Annotated in this window: 14 protein-coding genes and 1 pseudogene; 11 read left to right on the forward strand and 4 right to left on the reverse strand. The window is 47.0% G+C overall.

Features of this window, described 5'->3' with window-relative positions:
* The first annotated feature begins 7 nt into the window (after positions 1 to 7).
* The 5 genes from astE to ACP7H9_RS13645 all read left to right on the forward strand — a co-directional run bounded on the left by astE (position 8) and on the right by ACP7H9_RS13645 (position 6,262).
* Positions 8 to 1,039: a succinylglutamate desuccinylase gene (gene astE / locus ACP7H9_RS13625; RefSeq protein WP_255801618.1), complete on the forward strand. Its 1,032-nt coding sequence runs from the start codon at positions 8 to 10 to the stop codon at positions 1,037 to 1,039.
* 157 nt (positions 1,040 to 1,196) lie between these two features.
* The gene (locus ACP7H9_RS13630; RefSeq protein ID WP_153850020.1) at positions 1,197 to 2,384 is read left to right on the forward strand and encodes a thiamine pyrophosphate-dependent dehydrogenase E1 component subunit alpha; all 1,188 of its coding nucleotides are present in this window, start codon (positions 1,197 to 1,199) and stop codon (positions 2,382 to 2,384) included.
* The gene (locus ACP7H9_RS13635) at positions 2,384 to 3,361 is read left to right on the forward strand and encodes an alpha-ketoacid dehydrogenase subunit beta (RefSeq protein WP_153850021.1); all 978 of its coding nucleotides are present in this window, start codon (positions 2,384 to 2,386) and stop codon (positions 3,359 to 3,361) included. Before ACP7H9_RS13630 ends, ACP7H9_RS13635 begins: the two co-directional genes overlap by 1 nt.
* 12 nt (positions 3,362 to 3,373) lie before the next feature.
* Positions 3,374 to 4,948 (forward strand): dihydrolipoyllysine-residue acetyltransferase, encoded by a 1,575-nt coding sequence (locus ACP7H9_RS13640; RefSeq protein WP_439222902.1) that lies wholly within the window; start codon positions 3,374 to 3,376, stop codon positions 4,946 to 4,948.
* Positions 4,949 to 5,206: 258 nt separating this feature from the next.
* Positions 5,207 to 6,262: an endonuclease/exonuclease/phosphatase family protein gene (locus ACP7H9_RS13645; protein ID WP_342488116.1), complete on the forward strand. Its 1,056-nt coding sequence runs from the start codon at positions 5,207 to 5,209 to the stop codon at positions 6,260 to 6,262.
* Here the strand turns inward: ACP7H9_RS13645 and ACP7H9_RS13650 are convergent.
* Both ACP7H9_RS13650 and ACP7H9_RS13655 read right to left on the reverse strand, forming a co-directional pair.
* Positions 6,252 to 7,226, reverse strand: coding sequence for a DMT family transporter (locus ACP7H9_RS13650; protein ID WP_309109150.1), 975 nt, complete (start codon positions 7,224 to 7,226; stop codon positions 6,252 to 6,254). The two genes, ACP7H9_RS13645 and ACP7H9_RS13650, sit on opposite strands and share 11 nt — an antisense overlap.
* The gene (locus ACP7H9_RS13655) at positions 7,174 to 7,587 is read right to left on the reverse strand and encodes a DUF3293 domain-containing protein (protein ID WP_110013806.1); all 414 of its coding nucleotides are present in this window, start codon (positions 7,585 to 7,587) and stop codon (positions 7,174 to 7,176) included. Before ACP7H9_RS13655 ends, ACP7H9_RS13650 begins: the two co-directional genes overlap by 53 nt.
* A 63-nt stretch (positions 7,588 to 7,650) precedes the next feature.
* Between ACP7H9_RS13655 and ACP7H9_RS13660 the strand changes: the two genes are divergently transcribed.
* Entirely contained in the window at positions 7,651 to 8,064 is a 414-nt protein-coding gene (locus ACP7H9_RS13660) for a VOC family protein (RefSeq protein WP_110013805.1), read from the forward strand.
* 139 nt (positions 8,065 to 8,203) lie between these two features.
* On the forward strand, positions 8,204 to 9,499 hold the full coding sequence (locus ACP7H9_RS13665) for a methyl-accepting chemotaxis protein (protein ID WP_110013804.1): 1,296 nt from the start codon (positions 8,204 to 8,206) through the stop codon (positions 9,497 to 9,499).
* A 41-nt stretch (positions 9,500 to 9,540) separates the two neighbouring features.
* Here the strand turns inward: ACP7H9_RS13665 and ACP7H9_RS13670 are convergent, their stop codons facing one another.
* The gene (locus ACP7H9_RS13670; RefSeq protein WP_439222903.1) at positions 9,541 to 11,112 is read right to left on the reverse strand and encodes an AbgT family transporter; all 1,572 of its coding nucleotides are present in this window, start codon (positions 11,110 to 11,112) and stop codon (positions 9,541 to 9,543) included.
* Positions 11,113 to 11,151: 39 nt separating this feature from the next.
* Here ACP7H9_RS13670 and rnhB point away from each other — a divergent pair, with 39 nt between their 5' ends.
* From rnhB to ACP7H9_RS13690, 4 genes are all read left to right on the forward strand, one after another.
* Positions 11,152 to 11,778 carry a ribonuclease HII gene (gene rnhB / locus ACP7H9_RS13675; protein ID WP_110013802.1) on the forward strand — a complete coding sequence of 209 codons (627 nt, stop codon included), beginning with the start codon at positions 11,152 to 11,154 and terminating at the stop codon, positions 11,776 to 11,778.
* Between the two features lie 66 nt (positions 11,779 to 11,844).
* A complete protein-coding gene (locus ACP7H9_RS13680) occupies positions 11,845 to 12,780 on the forward strand; it encodes an isopenicillin N synthase family dioxygenase (protein ID WP_011234905.1) in 936 nt (311 codons plus the stop codon).
* A gap of 12 nt (positions 12,781 to 12,792) precedes the next feature.
* Positions 12,793 to 14,598, forward strand: coding sequence for a bifunctional metallophosphatase/5'-nucleotidase (locus ACP7H9_RS13685; protein ID WP_439222904.1), 1,806 nt, complete (start codon positions 12,793 to 12,795; stop codon positions 14,596 to 14,598).
* Entirely contained in the window at positions 14,598 to 15,800 is a 1,203-nt protein-coding gene (locus ACP7H9_RS13690) for a multidrug effflux MFS transporter (RefSeq protein ID WP_011234903.1), read from the forward strand. Before ACP7H9_RS13685 ends, ACP7H9_RS13690 begins: the two co-directional genes overlap by 1 nt.
* Positions 15,801 to 15,805: 5 nt before the next feature.
* On the opposite strand, the pseudogene ACP7H9_RS13695 reads toward ACP7H9_RS13690, so the two are convergent.
* Positions 15,806 to 16,852: pseudogene (locus tag ACP7H9_RS13695) on the reverse strand (AbgT family transporter); the annotation flags it as partial.
* Positions 16,853 to 16,915: the final 63 nt, after the last annotated feature.

Genomic DNA, 16,915 nt, shown 5'->3' on the forward strand with positions numbered 1-16,915 from the left:
GAAGGTTGTGAATAAGGTATTTTCTGATTTTCTGGCCTGGACTCGTGAACATGAGTGGGGTTGTAGCGAGAGCCATGACTTAACACTGGGTAATGGCACGAAACTGTCGGTCTGGGATAGCGGGGTGCTAGAAGTTTCGCCGGCTAATCCGGGACACAAGGATATTGTGTTATCCTGTGCTGTGCATGGCAATGAAACGGCTCCTATCGAAATATGCCGGGATATCATTAATGACATTATTAATGAAAAACAGACAGTAACACACCGCACGCTGTTTTTAATTGCAAACCCCGCCTCAATAAACAAAGGTGAGCGGTTTGTTGAAGAAAATATGAACCGGCTGTTTAGTGGTGAGCACAGTAAAGGCAGTACGCAAAATAAAGAACGCGAGCGCGCAGCAAAGATAGAAAGCTATGTGGAGCGTTTTTATCAATTGGCTCCGGAAGGAACCCGCGAACGTTTTCATTATGACTTACATACTGCTATTCGCGACTCAAAACGTGAGAAATTTGCGGTTTATCCGTTCACTCACGGCGCACCTTACAGCCGCCAACAGCTTCAGTTTTTGCTATCTTGTGGTGTTGATACGGTATTATTAAATCAGGCACCGACAACGACATTTTCATATTTTAGCGCGCGTCAGTTTAACGCCCATGCGTTTACCGTTGAGCTGGGTAAAGTCCGTCCATTTGGCGAAAATGACAGGACTAAGTTTGCCGCAGCGGAAAGCACATTACGCAACTTAATTTCGCAAACTGAGCTGGATTTCGGCCCTTTTGAACCAGAACAACATTATGTGTTCAGAGAAGCGCAAACCATTAACCGCACACAACCTGACTTTGAGCTAAACTTTGCGGATGATGTGGCTAACTTCACCTCTTTTAATAAAGGGGAGCTACTGGCCTGGGATGGTGACAAGGCATGTTACGCGCAGCATGACGGTGAACATATTATTTTCCCTAATGCCAAAGTGGCGCTGGGGCACCGGGCGTTATTAACTGTGGTTAGAGTACCCACAGAGTCGCTCGATTTAGTCTGAAATTATTGAGCCTAAGTTGCCGAACTTTGTTAAGACTGTTCGTTTCTATTTACACTTAGCGCACTCAGTTTTCATTAGGGTGTGGTTTGCATGTCACTTTACGTAAAGGTAAAGTAGCGGCAATTTCCAACCCAGCTTAAAACCGAAAGAGAAGGTTATGGTCAAGGATAAAAAACACGACACAGAAATTGTGACGAAACCGAAATGGTTTGATAAAGACTCAGTCACAATTCCAATGCTGCAAATCTTAAAAGAAGATGGCAGTTTTCATAAAGATGCGGACATGCCGGAGTACGATAAAGAGCTGATCGTGAAAATTCACGACACCATGCAATTTATCCGTATTCTCGATGAACGCATGATTGCCGCACAGCGCCAGGGCCGTATCAGTTTTTACCTGGCCTCACGAGGTGAGGAAGCCGAGAGTGTGGCGTCTGCCGCCGCGCTGGATGCTGGTGATATGATCATGGGTCAATACCGTGAGCAGGGCGCATTAGCTTACCGTGGCTTTACCGTTGAACAGTTTATGAATCAGCTGTTTTCGAACGAAAAAGACTTAGGTAAAGGCCGCCAGATGCCGGTTCACTACGGTTGCGCTGACTTAAACTTTATGACCATTTCTTCGCCGTTGGGAACACAGATTCCACAGGCAACAGGTTATGCGTTTGGTCAGAAAATGGATAAAACCGAGAAGTGCACTATCTGTTACTTCGGTGAAGGTGCTGCCTCTGAAGGTGACTTCCACGCCGCCTTGAACATGGCATCGGTTTATAAAGTGCCGGTCATCTTCTTCTGCCGTAATAATGGCTACGCTATTTCTACACCGGCGCAAGGCGAACAGTATGCCGGTGACGGTATTGCCCCGCGTGGTATCGGCTATGGTATGAAAACCATACGTATTGACGGTAACGACGTGTTCGCTGTACTAAAAGCGACACAGGAAGCTCGTCGTCTGGCTGTAGAAGAAAACGAACCTGTTTTAATTGAAGCCATGTCTTATCGCATGTCTGGTCACTCGACTTCGGATGACCCTACTGGTTACCGTACGCGTGATGAAGAAGCTGGTTGGCAGGCGAAAGATCCGCTTGAGCGTTTACAAAAGTGGATGACAAACGAAGGCTGGTTGGATAAAGACCACGTTGAAGAGCATCACGCTGAAGTGAAGGCCAAAGTTCTGGCGGCGTTAAAAGAGTCAGAAAAAGTGCCGGTCCCGCACATTGATGAGCTGATCAATGATGTTTACGACGAACCGACTGACATGCTGAAAGAGCAGTTAGACGAGTTGAAAGAGCACATCCGTAAATACCCGGATGCCTATAGTAAAACGTCGGGGAGACTGGACTAATGGCTAAAATGAATTTATTACAGGCCATCAACAGCGCGCTAGACCTGGCGATGGCTAAGCATGACAACGTATACAGCTTTGGTGAAGATACCGGTGGTTTTGGTGGTGTATTCCGCGCCACTTCCGGCTTGACTGAAAAATACGGCAAGCATCGTAACTTTAATACCCCACTGGTTGAGCAGGGTATTATTGGTTTTGCTAATGGCCTGGCGTCACAAGGCAGTTATGCCATTGCCGAAATTCAGTTCGGGGACTACATTTTCCCGGCGTTTGACCAAATAGTGAACGAGACGGCCAAGTTCCGTTATCGTTCAGGTAATGAGTTCAATGTGGGTGGTTTAACCATTCGTACCCCGTACGGTGGTGGTATCGCAGGTGGTCATTATCACTCACAGTCTCCGGAAGCCTACTTTGCGCATACGCCGGGAATCAAAATTGTGACCCCGCGTAACCCGTATGAAGCCAAAGGGTTACTGCTAAGCGCTATTTTTGACAAAAACCCGGTCTTGTTTATGGAGCCTAAGCGGTTGTACCGCGCTTCAACAGGCGATGTTCCAGAAGAAGAATACACCATTCCATTAGGCAAAGCTGACGTGGTCAAAGAAGGTAAAGATATTACCGTTCTTGGCTGGGGCGCGCAGATGGAAATGATTGAAAAAGCGGTGGAAAAATCTGAAGAAGACGGCGTTTCGTGCGAAGTCATTGATTTGCGTACTATTTCTCCATGGGATGTTGAAACCGTTACACAATCGGTTTTAAAAACCGGTCGTTTGGTGATCACTCAGGAAGCACCTATTACCGGTGGCTTCGCCAGCGAAATTGCAGCGACAGTTCAGGACAAATGCTTCCTGTATCTGGAATCGCCAATTGGTCGAGTGTGCGGTATCGACGTACCGTATCCGCTGTGTCACGAAAAAGAGTACATGGCTGATCACTTGAAGATTTATGAAGCGATCAAACGCTCAATGAACTACTAAGGACCCATCGACATGAGTAAAGACTTTATTCTGCCCGATATCGGCGAAGGGATCGTAGAGTGCGAAATCGTTGAGTGGCTGGTTGCCGAAGGTGACGAAGTTAAAGAAGACCAACCCGTAGTTGAGGTTATGACCGACAAAGCTATGGTTGAGATCCCGGCCAAAGACGACGGCATTGTGGAAAAACTGTATTACCAGAAAGGTGATATTGCCAAGGTTCACGAACCGTTATTTGCGATAAAGCCAGCTGACGGCTCTTCTGATGAGGCGCCTGCTAAAGAAAGCGAGCCGACTAAAAAAGAAGAACCGAAAACAGAGGAAAAACAAACCTCAAGCAGCGGTGATACAACTGACTTTATTTTGCCTGATATTGGCGAAGGTATTGTTGAGTGCGAAATCGTTGAATGGCTGGTGTCTGAAGGCGACGAAGTTAAAGAAGATCAGCCGGTTGTTGAAGTCATGACGGACAAAGCTACGGTTGAAATTCCGGCTAAAGACGACGGTACTGTGGTTAAGTTGTATCACAAAAAAGGTGATATTGCGGAAGTACATAAGCCGTTGTTTGCGTTGAAGCCTGCGGGCGGTGTTCAAGAATCGGGTTCAAATGCACCGCAGAGTCATGTTGACCCCGATTCTAAGACTTCGCCATCTGCTTCCAAAGCAGAAGCGGAGCCACCAGCGAAAGCGCGTCAGGGCAAAGCAGTTGCCAGCCCGGCAGTGCGTCGTTTGGCACGTGAGAGCGATATTAACATTGCTGAAGTACCAGGTTCAGGTAAAAAAGGCCGGGTTCTGAAGCAAGATATTGAAGCCTTTAAATCGGGTGAGCAGAAGTCAGCGGTATCAAGCGATAGTCAGCAACCGCAAAAAGCTGCTGCTAGCGGTGGTACTCGTACCGAAGCTATCCGCGGTGTGAAAGCAGCCATGGCTAAGCAAATGATGAGCTCGGTCAGTACGATTCCGCATTTTACTTACGCCGATGAGTTTGATGTTACTGACTTAATCGCATTGCGTGAAAAGCTAAAAGAGCAATACAAAGAGAAGGGCATTCGTTTAACTGTCATGCCATTCTTTATCAAAGCTCTGTCGCTGGCACTGAAAGAATTCCCTGTGATGAATGCGCAGGTAAATGAAGATTGTACTGAGATCACTTATTTTGATGATCACAACATTGGTATGGCCGTTGACACCAAAATTGGCCTGTTAGTACCTAACGTAAAACAGGTACAAAACAAAAGCATCATCGATGTAGCCAATGAAGTGACTCGTCTGACTCAGGCATCGCGCGAAGGTAAGTTGCCGCAGGCCGATATGAAAGGCGGTACCATCAGCATTTCAAATATTGGCGTTATTGGCGGTACGGTGGCAACACCTATCATTAATAAGCCGGAAGCAGCTATTGTTGCCTTAGGTAAAGTGCAGGAATTACCGCGTTTTGACGAAAGCGGCAACGTGGTAGCTCGTAAGATAATGACGGTAAGCTGGTCAGGCGACCATCGTATTATCGACGGCGGCACCATTGCTCGCTTCAACAAGCTCTGGCAGGAATACCTCGAAGACCCAACCAGCATGCTGGTTAACATGGTCTGAGATAACGGCAAGGCTCCGCGGACATAGTGCTCCGCTTGGAGCTAAGGCCCGCTGATACAGGAGACGCAACGAGCTCATCCATGAGGGCTTGACGAAGGCCATCCATGGCCTTCGACACTCCTGTATCAGCGGGCCTTAACTCTTAGCGCTACACACAATGCCCGCGGAGCCTCGTTTACTAAGACTTTAACCTTCCTTTCCCCTTATTTTCTACAGCTGTGCTATGGTTTTCTTATCTGAGAAGCATAGAGAGCCAAGATGTTTGAAATTATTTACCTTTCTTTAGCGATATTACTGGCGGTACTGACGTTAGCGCCGTTGTCGTGGTCGCAGGTTTGGTGGATTCGCGGGTTAGATTTTCCCAGGTTACAGCTTTCGGTGGTGCTAAGTGTGCTGTTGATAGTTGGCTTTGTGGTTATACGTGACTGGACGTCGGTCACTGCGGTGGCTATGGGGCTGATTATTGGTTGTCTTGTTTGTCAGCTGTGGTGGGTGGTGCCTTATACGGCTTTATTCCCGAAAGAAGTGAAAGCGGTTGATGTAGGCGAGGCAGGGGCTCGGCTTAGAATTATGACGGCGAATGTACTGACGCCTAACCGTAACAGTGATGGCCTTATTAAGTTGGTTCGGGACTATACGCCGGATGTTCTGGTAACGCTTGAGTCTGATGGATGGTGGGGGGAGCAGTTAGAGGCTATTGAAGAGAACTACCCTCATACGGTTAAAGTACCTTTGGATAATCTCTATGGTATGCATCTCTATTCTCGGCTGCCGTTATCTGACATTAGCATTGAATACCTAATTGAAGACGATAAGCCATCGATACATTGTTTTATTGAGTTACCGACAGGGCAGAAAGTGAAAGCGCACTTTGTGCATCCGGCGCCGCCGAGTCCAACGGAAAATGAGGAGTCGGAGGAGCGTGATGGTGAACTCCTGTTAGTTGCGAAACACGTAGAGCCCGAGAAGCATCCGACTATAGTCACTGGCGACTTGAACGATGTGGCCTGGTCGAGAACGACACTGCTTTTTCGAAAGCTAAGTGGTTTATTAGACCCGCGCGTGGGACGGGGTATGTTTAACACTTTCCACGCGGACTATTGGTTTGCTCGCTGGCCGCTCGATCATATTTTTCATAGCCACCATTTTGCACTGGTTTCAATGACTCGTTTACCGGGTTTTGGGTCAGATCATTTTCCATTACTGACAGAGCTTGCTTTAGCTCCGGGAGAAAATGGTGCCGGTGATGGTCCGTCGCCGGATAAAGATGACAAAGAAGCTGCTGATGAGATTGTGGATAAGGCTATGGCTTAAGCTTACGTCGAATGTGAATACGTTGAACTAACAGTCCGAAAATAATAAGCATAAGCCCAACTAGCGTACTTGGGTAAATGGTTTCGCCAATCACGACCGAGAGCAGCAACAGCGAGATAAAGGGCGAAATAAAAATTAAGTTGCTGATAAGTGCGGTGTTGGTGGCTGTTTTCATGGCCTTTAGCCAAAACAGAAAGGTAATACCCATTTCAAATAATCCGACATAACTGACAGCTGCCCAGCCTTGCCAGGGTATGTTCGACCAGTCGCTCCAGACAAAGCTGGCAATAATTAGAATTGGCAATGCTAGGCCAAAGGACAAGACCAGGCTAACGACTGAATCTGCATTACGTCGGGTGTTGAGTATCCAGTATCCTGCCCACAGGAAGGTTGATATTAAGGCTAGTAAAACACCCCAGGGGTTGCTAAAGCTTAGCCCTAATAAGTCACCGCGGGTCGCTATAACTAGCACTCCAAAATAACCCAGTGCGCAGGCGACCCAGTCGCGGCGACGAATATGCTGCTTTAGAAACAGGGCGGCCATAATACTGAGTGCTATTGCCCATGTGTAATTCAGGGGCTGAGCTTCGGAGGCAGGTAGCAGTTTATAAGCTTGAAAAAGCACTAAATAGTAAATAAGAGGGTTAATAAGCCCCATTAGTACGTAGTACAAGGGCATTTTCCGCAGCTCAAGCAGCAACAAGTGAGACTTTCTCTGAATCACACAGACTAGGCTTAGAATAGCAAAGGAAACGACACTGGCGGCTGTTACCATTTGTAATGGCGTCATGTACTCTAGTGTGATTTTAAACGCCGTAGCGACCGTCGACCATAATAAAACGGCAATAAGGGCGTAGATAAACGCGAGTTTATCAGCGGCTATGGTGTGATGGCATGGTGCCCCCCTTAACTCATACGTCGATGAGCACTGCAGCTTGTTGGTGTTCAATCCAGAGAAAGGCATTCTGCTGATATCGGCGGGCAAGGTCAATGACTGTTTGTTGACTCAACCCTAAAACCATAAAGCTTTTTTCGGCTGGCCATTGGAAACTGCGGTCTTGACCTACTCCGTAAAAGTATCGAATGCCTTTAAAACCCACTAATTCAGCTTCTAACTGTTGGTTCCTTTCGCAATTCTCGTCAAAGGTTAACTGCCGACTTTGAGGGTTAAAAGCGGTAATAAAGGCCCCTGTTTTGCAGTTTAAGTCATGACAGAGTGTATTAAAGTCGCTATTGGTGCTACCTACCGATAAAGTCATTTTTTGGCCATTCACAACAAACCAGTAGTCGGTATTTTTATAATGTTCCAGCAATGTTGCGTCCATACTTTGACCATCACTTAAGCGTTAATTAAAGTAAGAGTTTAACTTTTGAGGCAGTAAGATTCTATGAACCCAAGTATCAGTGTTATTACGCTGGGAGTCGATGACTTAAAGCGCGCACTTGCTTTTTATCAGGACGGTTTAGGCTGGGAAACGAAGGGCATTGTCGGTGAGGACATTGAAAACGGTGCCGTTGCTTTCTTTAAACTGCCTAGTGGTTTGAGGTTGGCTTTGTGGCCGCGTAAAAGCATTGCTGCTGAAATGGGTGTTGATGTCGCTAAAAATGCTAATGAGGTGCTGCTGAGCCATAATGTCAGTTCCCACTCTGAAGTTGATGCAGTTATGAATGAGGCTAAATTGGCAGGAGCAACCATTCTTCATGAGGCTAAAGACTTATTTTGGGGTGGCTACGGCGGTTTCTTCAAAGATCCGGACGGTCATATTTGGGAAGTTACCTGGAACCCGGCATGGAGTTCTTAATGCCGGCTTTAGCGAATTTGATACAGATCAAGTATTGGTAAGTATTTACTCTAAAATAGATCTTTTTTTGATCTGATTAGACCAGCAAAGCGTAAACTATCGCATTCAAAAGTTCTTTGTTTGTTGTAGGAATACCTTAATGCTTTGCGCTAAAACGAAACACCAGCTCGCTAAAACCACTGAAGAGCTGTCGCAATATAAACAGTTAATGAATGCCATTGACAGTAATGTTGCGCGTATTGACTTTACCCCTCAGGGCTATGTTTTAAATGCCAATAACCAGTTTCTGGAAACCATGGGATATGGTCTCGATGATGTTATCTCTAAACATCACAAAATGTTTTGTGAACCGAGTTATTCATCTTCTCAGGCGTATCGAAATTTTTGGCAGCAGCTGGCAGAGGGTAAGTCGCAGCATGAGCGATTTAAGCGCATTCGCAGTAATGGCGACATTATTTGGTTAGAAGCGACGTACTTTCCTGTTAAAAACGAGAAAAGCGAGGTTGTTTTCATTACGAAAATTGCCAGTGATGTCACTGACGAAGTCACCGCCTTAGAGCAGCAAACCGCCATTAATACGGCAATTAATAAGTCAATGGCGACTATCGAGTTTTCACCTGACGGAGTCATTACCTGGGCAAATGATAACTTTCTGAACACTTTGGGTTACTCGCTCAGCGATATTACCGGCAAGCACCATAAGCTGTTTTGTGAGCAAAGCTTTTACGATGAAAATCCGGGTTTTTGGCGAGAACTTGGTAAAGGTGAGTTTAAAACCGGACGTTTTAAGCGTGTCAGCAAGCACGGGCAACCGATTTGGCTGGAAGCCAGTTACAACCCAATTTTTGATAGTAATGGTCGAGTTGTAAAAATCATTAAGTTTGCCAGCGACGTGACGGAGCAAGTGTTAAAAGCCCAGCAAACCACAGAAGCTGCAGAAATTGCGTATTCGACGTCTCAGCAAACGGCGATGATAGTGAAAGACGGTAAAGCCTCTATTGATGTCTCTGTGGAAACCTCTAATGAAATTCTGACTAAAAGCCAGAAAACCGACGATATTATTGAGCAGTTACAAGAGCAAGCCGTTAGTATTGAAGACATTGTCAAAACCATTAACGCACTAGCTGAACAAACAAATCTTCTGGCATTAAATGCGGCGATTGAAGCGGCTAGAGCGGGTGAGCATGGGCGTGGGTTTGCTGTGGTTGCTGACGAAGTAAGAAATTTGGCAACCAGAACGACGCAGGCAACAAGCGAGATATCGGGCGTTATGCAGCGCAGTTCAGAAGTTTCAGAAGCTATCTCGTTGTCTATTGACGATATTCAGGAAATGGCAAAGCGCGGAAAAGAGCAAATTGAAAAAGTGAAAAGCTTGATAGAAGAGATAGATGAAGGTGCGACGAATGTCGTAAATGCGGTGAGCCACCTTTCTTAAGGTGACTCACTGGTTTTTCATACGAGTTTAAATTCGGATATTTAGCCCGCAGGGTAAACGTAATTTGCCTGGATACCCAGAGGAAAGCCAAGAGTCCAGTAGAGGATAAGGAAGGCTGACCATAGTATTAAGAGCGCTACAGTATAGGGCAGCATCATTGCTACTAAAGTACCTATGCCTGTGCCTTTAACATAGCGTTGGCAATAAAGAACGACCAGCGGGAAGTAAGGCAGTAGTGGCGTAATAATATTACTGGATGAATCACCGACACGATACGCCGCCTGGGTTAAGTCGGGTGAATAGCCTAACTGCATTAGCATAGGCACAAAAATAGGGGATATCAGGGCCCATTTAGCCGATGCTGAACCTACGAATAAGTTAATAAAGGCTACTAAGAAAACGATGCCGACCATAGTAACCCCACCAGACAGCTCTAAGCTGGCCAGGAAGTTAGCGCCTTTAACGGATATTAAAGTGCCGAGCTGTGAATCTCCGAACGCTTTTATGAATAAGGCACAGAAGAACGCCATAACCATATAGTAGGCCATGCCTTCCATTGACTTAGTCATTGCGCCGATAACATCCTGCGAGTTGGTAAAGTTACCGGAAACATAGCCGTGAACAATACCCGGAATAATAAACAGTAAGAAAATGAGCGGTACAATCATACCCATAAGAGGTGCTGAGTAAGATGCCAATTCACCGGTTGCCGGGTCAGCCAAAGGAGTATTTTCAGCCGTTGCTGAGAAATACAACAGAGCCAAACCTACGGCCATGGTGATTACGCCAGCATAAAACGCTTTGCGATCACGTGGGGAGACGTCGTCTAGCGCAGGCATATCTTCGGCGTCACCATCAATTTCGGCACCGCGTAAACGGGGCTCAACCACTTTGTCCGTCAGGAACCAACCAATGGCAACAACGACAATTGACGAAGCGGCTGTAAAGTAATAGTTATTCAGTGGATTTAACTGCATGTCGGCGTCAATAATTTGTGCGGCGCTTTCAGTAAAGCCCTGCAACAACGGATCGATAGCCGAAGGTACGAAGTTGGCACTGAAACCGCCGGAAACACCAGCAAAGGCTGCAGCAATACCCGCCAGCGGATGTCTGCCGGCCGCGTAGAAAATTACACCACCTAAAGGAATAACCAGAACGTAGCCGGCATCAACTGCCGTATGGCTGACTATAGCAACCAGAATCAAAACCGGCGTCAGCAACATTTTCGGCGTAACGTTCAACATGAGTTTTATGGCAACATTAATAAAGCCCGAGCGTTCGGCTACACCCACACCCAGCATAGCTACCAGCACAACACCCAGGGGTGCAAAACCCATAAAGGTATCAACCATATTGGCAAGAAAAGCCGCAAATTCGGTGCCGCTTAATAAGTTGATTACGCCAATAGAGTCACCCGTAAGCGGGTGCTTCTCATCAAAACTCACGCCGGACAACAGCCACGACATTACCCAGACAATGATTAATAAGCCAAAGAACATGACGGCCGGATCGGGCAGTTTATTACCGACCTTTTCAACGCCGTCTAAAAGGCGATTTAACAGACTGTCCGGTTTTTCTTTTTGCGAACGGTCTGGTTGTGGAGATTGAGCCATGGTGAAACCCCTGGTTGTTATTTTATTGGTCTAATTATTATGCGCAGGTATCATAACCATTATTGTAAGGTGGAACAAAGCGAACAAGGTGAAAAAGTGTCAATGATTTGTGGTACAGATGAAGCGGGTCGCGGACCTATTGCCGGGCCGGTTGTGGCAGCGGCTGTCATTTTAGACCCGGATAACCCAATTGAAGGGCTTAACGACTCAAAAAAACTGAGCGAGAAGAAGCGTGAAAAATTGAGTCTGGAAATAAAAGAAAAGGCACTTTACTGGGCTATTGCTCAGTCTGACCCCGACGAAATAGAAGCCATTAATATTCTCTGGGCGTCGATGAAAGCCATGCAGCGAGCTGTGGAAGCACTGCCGGTCAAACCCGATATGGTGCTGGTGGACGGCAACCGGGTTCCGGAGTTGAATGTACCGGCAAAAGCCATTGTTGGCGGCGATGCCAGCGAACAATGCATTGCTGCTGCTTCAATTTTAGCGAAAGTGGAGCGGGACAGACAGATGCTCAAGTGGCATGAATTGTACCCACAATATGAATTCGATAAACATAAGGCTTATGGTACTCCCAAACACCTGGAGTTATTGGAAAAACACGGGCCTTGTCCTATACACCGTAAAGGTTTTAACCCGGTTAAGCGGCTCCTTGCTAACTTGTGATTTAACCCGAAAATTCATACAATAACGGCCTGTTCATTAAGCTCTTTCAGGAAGTTGGAATTCACCATGCAGTCTATCCCGCACGTTGATATGCGCCGTTATCAGAATGATTTTGATGCTTTTACTCAAGATGTCGGTAATGGTTACGAAAAATACGGTTTTATTGCCTTAACTCAGCACGGCGTCGATACTGCGCTTATTGAACGGGCACTGGATACCTGTCGTGAATTGTTTGCATTACCTGAAGATGTAAAAAAACAATATCACCGCCCGGGTCAGGGTGGCGCCAGAGGCTACACGCCCTTTGGTACTGAAGTGGCTAAAGACGCCAAACATGTCGACTTAAAAGAGTTCTGGCATGTGGGTCGTGAAGTTGAAGGGGAGCCCGCATACCCACAACTATTGCCAAACGTCTGGCCACAAGAGTTGCCTAAATTTAAAGACGATATGCTAGCTATTTATGCGGCTTTGGATAACCTTGGTAATCAGGTGCTGGAAGCTCTGTCAGTTTATTTGGGTCAGCCGAAAGACTTTTTCCGCAATAAAGTGAATAACGGCAATTCAATTTTGCGGCCTTTACACTATCCACCTATTATTGATGAAGATACGCCATCGGTTCGTGCCGGTGCGCATGAAGACATCAACGTTCTGACACTATTGGTGGGGTCGCGTGAACCGGGGTTAGAAGTGCTGGCGAAAGACGGCACCTGGGTGCCGGTAACCATTATTGAAGGTGCTATTATTTGTAACGTGGGTGACATGCTGCAGCGCTTAACGAATCATGTGCTGCCATCGACAACGCATCGGGTGGTTAACCCACCTGCACCATTTAATGAAAAGTCGCGTTACTCAATACCCTTCTTTTTACATTTTAATCCGGATGTGATGATCACACCGCTGGAAAGCTGCATTTCGGATGAAAATCCGCAGCGAGATGAACCTATTACAGCGGATGACTATCTAATGCAGCGCTTACGTGAAATTGGTTTGATAAAAGACTAAAAGGAACAGCTGGTGAAAACAGGCGAGTTTAATCTAAAACGCATAGTTCGGGGTGTGGCTGCTGTCACTGTTTCTGCATTATTAATCAGTTGCGCATCAGCTCCGCAGGAGCCTGAAAGCAATGAGTTTCGATTGACGTTGCTGCACATTGATGACCACCATTCTAATTTGGATGCTAAGCGGCAAACCTTAGTGTGGGGTGAACAGGAGTGGCAAGTTGAAGCCGGCGGTTTCCCTCGTGTTGGCGCGCAAATCAAAAAGCTACGCGCGGCTAACGAAAATGTACTGACATTGCATGCTGGTGACGCTCTGACAGGCAGCTTGTATTTCACCTTGTTTGGTAGTGAAGCCGACGCCCGCATGATGAACAACATTTGTTTCGATGCCTTCACTATTGGTAACCATGAGTTTGACACCGGCGATGCCGGACTGGCCGAGTTCCTGCAGGAATTGGGAACTGAAAGTTGCCCTACCGTGAAGCTCGGAGCCAATATTAAGCCGAAAGTCGGGCAGTCTCCACTGACCCCTGACCGCGAGTGGCAAATGTTTCAGCCGTACACAATAGTCGAGCGTGGCGGTGAAAAAATAGCCATTATAGGTCTGGACATTGCCAGTAAAACCAAAAAGTCATCGCAGCCGGATGAAACTACTGAGTTTTTAGATGAGCTGGAAACGGCGCGCAAGTATATCGCGGAAGTTCAACAGCAGGGTATCGAGAAAATAGTGTTGCTGACGCACATTCAATACGAGCGGGACAAAGAGCTGGTGCAGCAGTTGCCAGGCGTGGATATTGTTATTGGTGGTGATTCGCATACGCTGTTAGGCGATTTCAGTGATTTTGGTATGGAGTCTGACGGGCCTTATCCAACCGAACTGAGCAATGCCGACGGCGACAAAGTTTGTATTGGCCATGCTTATCAATATTCATTGGTAGTTGGCGAGATGCAGGCGGTATTTGAAGGTGACAAAATTGCAGAGTGCGGCGGGCGTCCGCATTATCTTCTGAGTAACGACATTCAGGTCAGCGACGGCATTGTGACAACTTACGAGCCGATTAAAACCGCACTGGAAGAAAGTGACGTATTCAGCTTTGTTGAACCTGACGCTGAGCTGCAAAGCATGTTGCAGGAGTATCAAGGCAAAGTTGAAGAGTTTTCTGCCGAAGTGCTGGCGCAGGTGCCACAGCAAATTTGTAGTCAGGAAATTGATTTGCCGAGACGCGATGGTTGTGCTGACATCCTGAGTTCTGGTGCTCACCGTCTGGTTGCTGAAGCCTTTTTGAGCTCAGTGCCGGAAGCTGACTTTGCTATTCAAAATGGTGGTGGTGTCCGCTCTGGCATTAGCCAGGGGGACTTTACCGTGGGCGACGCTTTCAATGTACTGCCTTTTGCGAATACTCTGGTTAAGCTGGAACTGAGCGGCTCTGAGTTCAAACAGGCAATGGAAGAAGCACTGGCCTATTCCATTTCTGATGGCGGCTCAACCCGAGCTTATCCCTATGGTGCCGGTATTCGTTATTCGGTGGACTTAACCAAAGAAAAAGGCAGTCGTGTGTCTAACCTGCAAGTGTGGGATAAAGGCAGCAGCAGTTGGCAGCCAATGACCGCCAGAGCAACCTACGTGATGGTGACAAACAGCTTTATTGCAGGCGGTCAGGACGGTTATGACACCTTTTATCGTGTCAGTGAGCGCGGACGAGCCCGTAATACCGGAATAGACTATGCTCAGTCGCTGGTGGATTATGCCAGAGAGCAGGAGGTTTTGAAGCGTCCGCAAGAATTTGCGACGCAGTCATATGTTCCTGTGGGAGATAAATAATGGCTCGTGCATTCGAGCCAGCCCCGGTTTCCGATAACGCCAGATTCGATTTTATTGTTGTTATTCTGGCGTTATTGACGGCTTTTGCGCCACTTTCCATTGATATGTACCTGCCGGCTTTCAGCGCTATTGCGTCGGACTATGCGACCGATACGCACCACGTTGAACTGTCGCTGACGGCATTTTTCTTCGGCCTTTTTATTGGACAGCTGCTCTACGGTACAGCGACCGATAAATTTGGGCGTAAAAACCCGCTTTATATCGGTTTAGCTATTTACGTGGTGACATCCATTGGTTGTGCTTTTGCGCCGGATATTCAGTGGCTTATTGCTTTACGCTTCCTGCAGGCTATAGGGGCCTGTGCCGGTATTGTTATTGCACGGGCTGTGGTGCGTGACTTATATACACCACAAGCGTCGGCCCGTGTGTTTTCATTCCTCATATTGGTAATGGGAGTTGCGCCTATTCTGGCGCCTCTGTTTGGTGCCTATGTAACCGAATGGATGGGATGGCGTGCTCTGTTCTTAATTGTCGCCGGTTTAGGTGTGGCCTCCGCCGTGACTATCCACTTTGTTCTGCCGGAAACCCGCGGGCGCCGTTATGACGTGCGTATGCGAAATACTGGCAGCACTTACTGGGCGGTTTTGCGAGATCCTTCATTCCTGCGTTATTCGTTAACAGGTGCTATTGCTCAGTCTGGGTTGTTTGCCTACATTACAGGTTCGCCAAAAATGTTTATTGAGGTTTTTGGTCTTGAACCCATGCACTACAGTTGGCTGTTTGGATTAAACGCTATTGGTATTATTGGCTTTTCGCAGCTTAATGGATGGTTGCTGAAATACCACTCCTCACGCAAGATCCTTAATGTTTCTTTACCGATATTGGCCGTAGTATCCATTGTAATGTGCGTTATGGCGTATTTTAATGCCGGCTTCTGGGGAATATTGCTGCCGTTATTTGCCTATATTTCGACTTTAGGCATGGTTTTCCCGAACGCTATGGCCGGGGCTTTGGCTGAACAGAAAGAACGCGCAGGTTCGGCATCTGCAGTAACCGGTAGCTTACAGTTTTTAATTGCTGGTTTAGTTTCTGCCGGAGTGAGTCAGGCGGGCTCATTCACTGATTACGCCATGGCCTGGGTCATAGGTGTGGCCGGCTTACTCGCGGTAATTGCATACCGCGTAATGCGCCGGCCAGAATAAGCTTTTTAGTTATAATAAGTCGGTGCGGCTGGTCCTACAGGGAATCCAAATACAAAGACCCAAAGGAAGAAAAGCACCGACCAGCCAACAAAGAAGAACATAGAATAAGGGAGCATCATGGCAACCAGAGTGCCAATACCTAAATCCTTCTTGTAACGAGCCGCAACGGCCAATATTAAGCCAAAGTAACTCATCATTGGTGTAATAACATTGGTGACTGAGTCACCAATGCGGTACGCCGCCTGAATGACTTCCGGCGAATAGCCAACCAGCATCAGCATCGGCACAAAAATAGGAGCGGTAATAGCCCACTGTGCAGAAGCCGAGCCAAGCATCAGGTTCACAAAGCCGCAGACCATAATGAAGAACAGGAAAATGATAGGGCCGGTCATGCCAATATTGGTCAGGAACTCTGCACCATTAATGGCAAAAATAGTCCCGAAATTAGTCCACTTAAAGAAGTTAACGAATTGAGCCGCAAAAAATACCAGCACAATATACATACCCATGGTACTCATGCTGTGCGACATCGCGTCGATAACATCGCGGTCGTTTCGCATGGTCTCAACCGTGCGACCATAGACAAAGCCCGGAATGGCGAAAAAGAAGAAGATATAAACAACCACGCCTTTCAGGAATGGCGAACCTTTAACATCACCGGTTTCCGGGTGGCGTAAAATACCCCATTCAGGTACAACGGTTAATGCCAGAATACCTGCCAGAACCAGAACGCTTAACCCCGCGTAAATTAACCCGCGTTTTTCCTGTTTGCTCAGAGGGTCCATTGAGGATTGATCGGACAAATCAATAGAGGCTTCGTCTTTGTTGTATTTACCCAGTTTAGGTTCGACAATTTTGTCGGTTATAAATGCGCCCATAATCGCAATCAGGAAGGTACTGACCATCATGAAGTACCAGTTGGCTTCTGCGCCAACGGTATAGGCAGGGTCAATAATTTTGGCCGCTTCTTCGGTAATGCCCGACAGTAAGGGGTCTACTGTACCAATTAGCAGGTTGGCACTGTAGCCTGCGGAAACCCCGGCAAAACCAGCCTCGTCTGGTCGCGTTATAGTCATTATTGGGAGACTGCATAACTCGCGCCTTTATTATAAGTT

The sequence above is a fragment of the Idiomarina sp. ST20R2A10 genome (assembly GCF_051842345.1).
Lineage (GTDB): Bacteria > Pseudomonadota > Gammaproteobacteria > Enterobacterales > Alteromonadaceae > Idiomarina > Idiomarina loihiensis.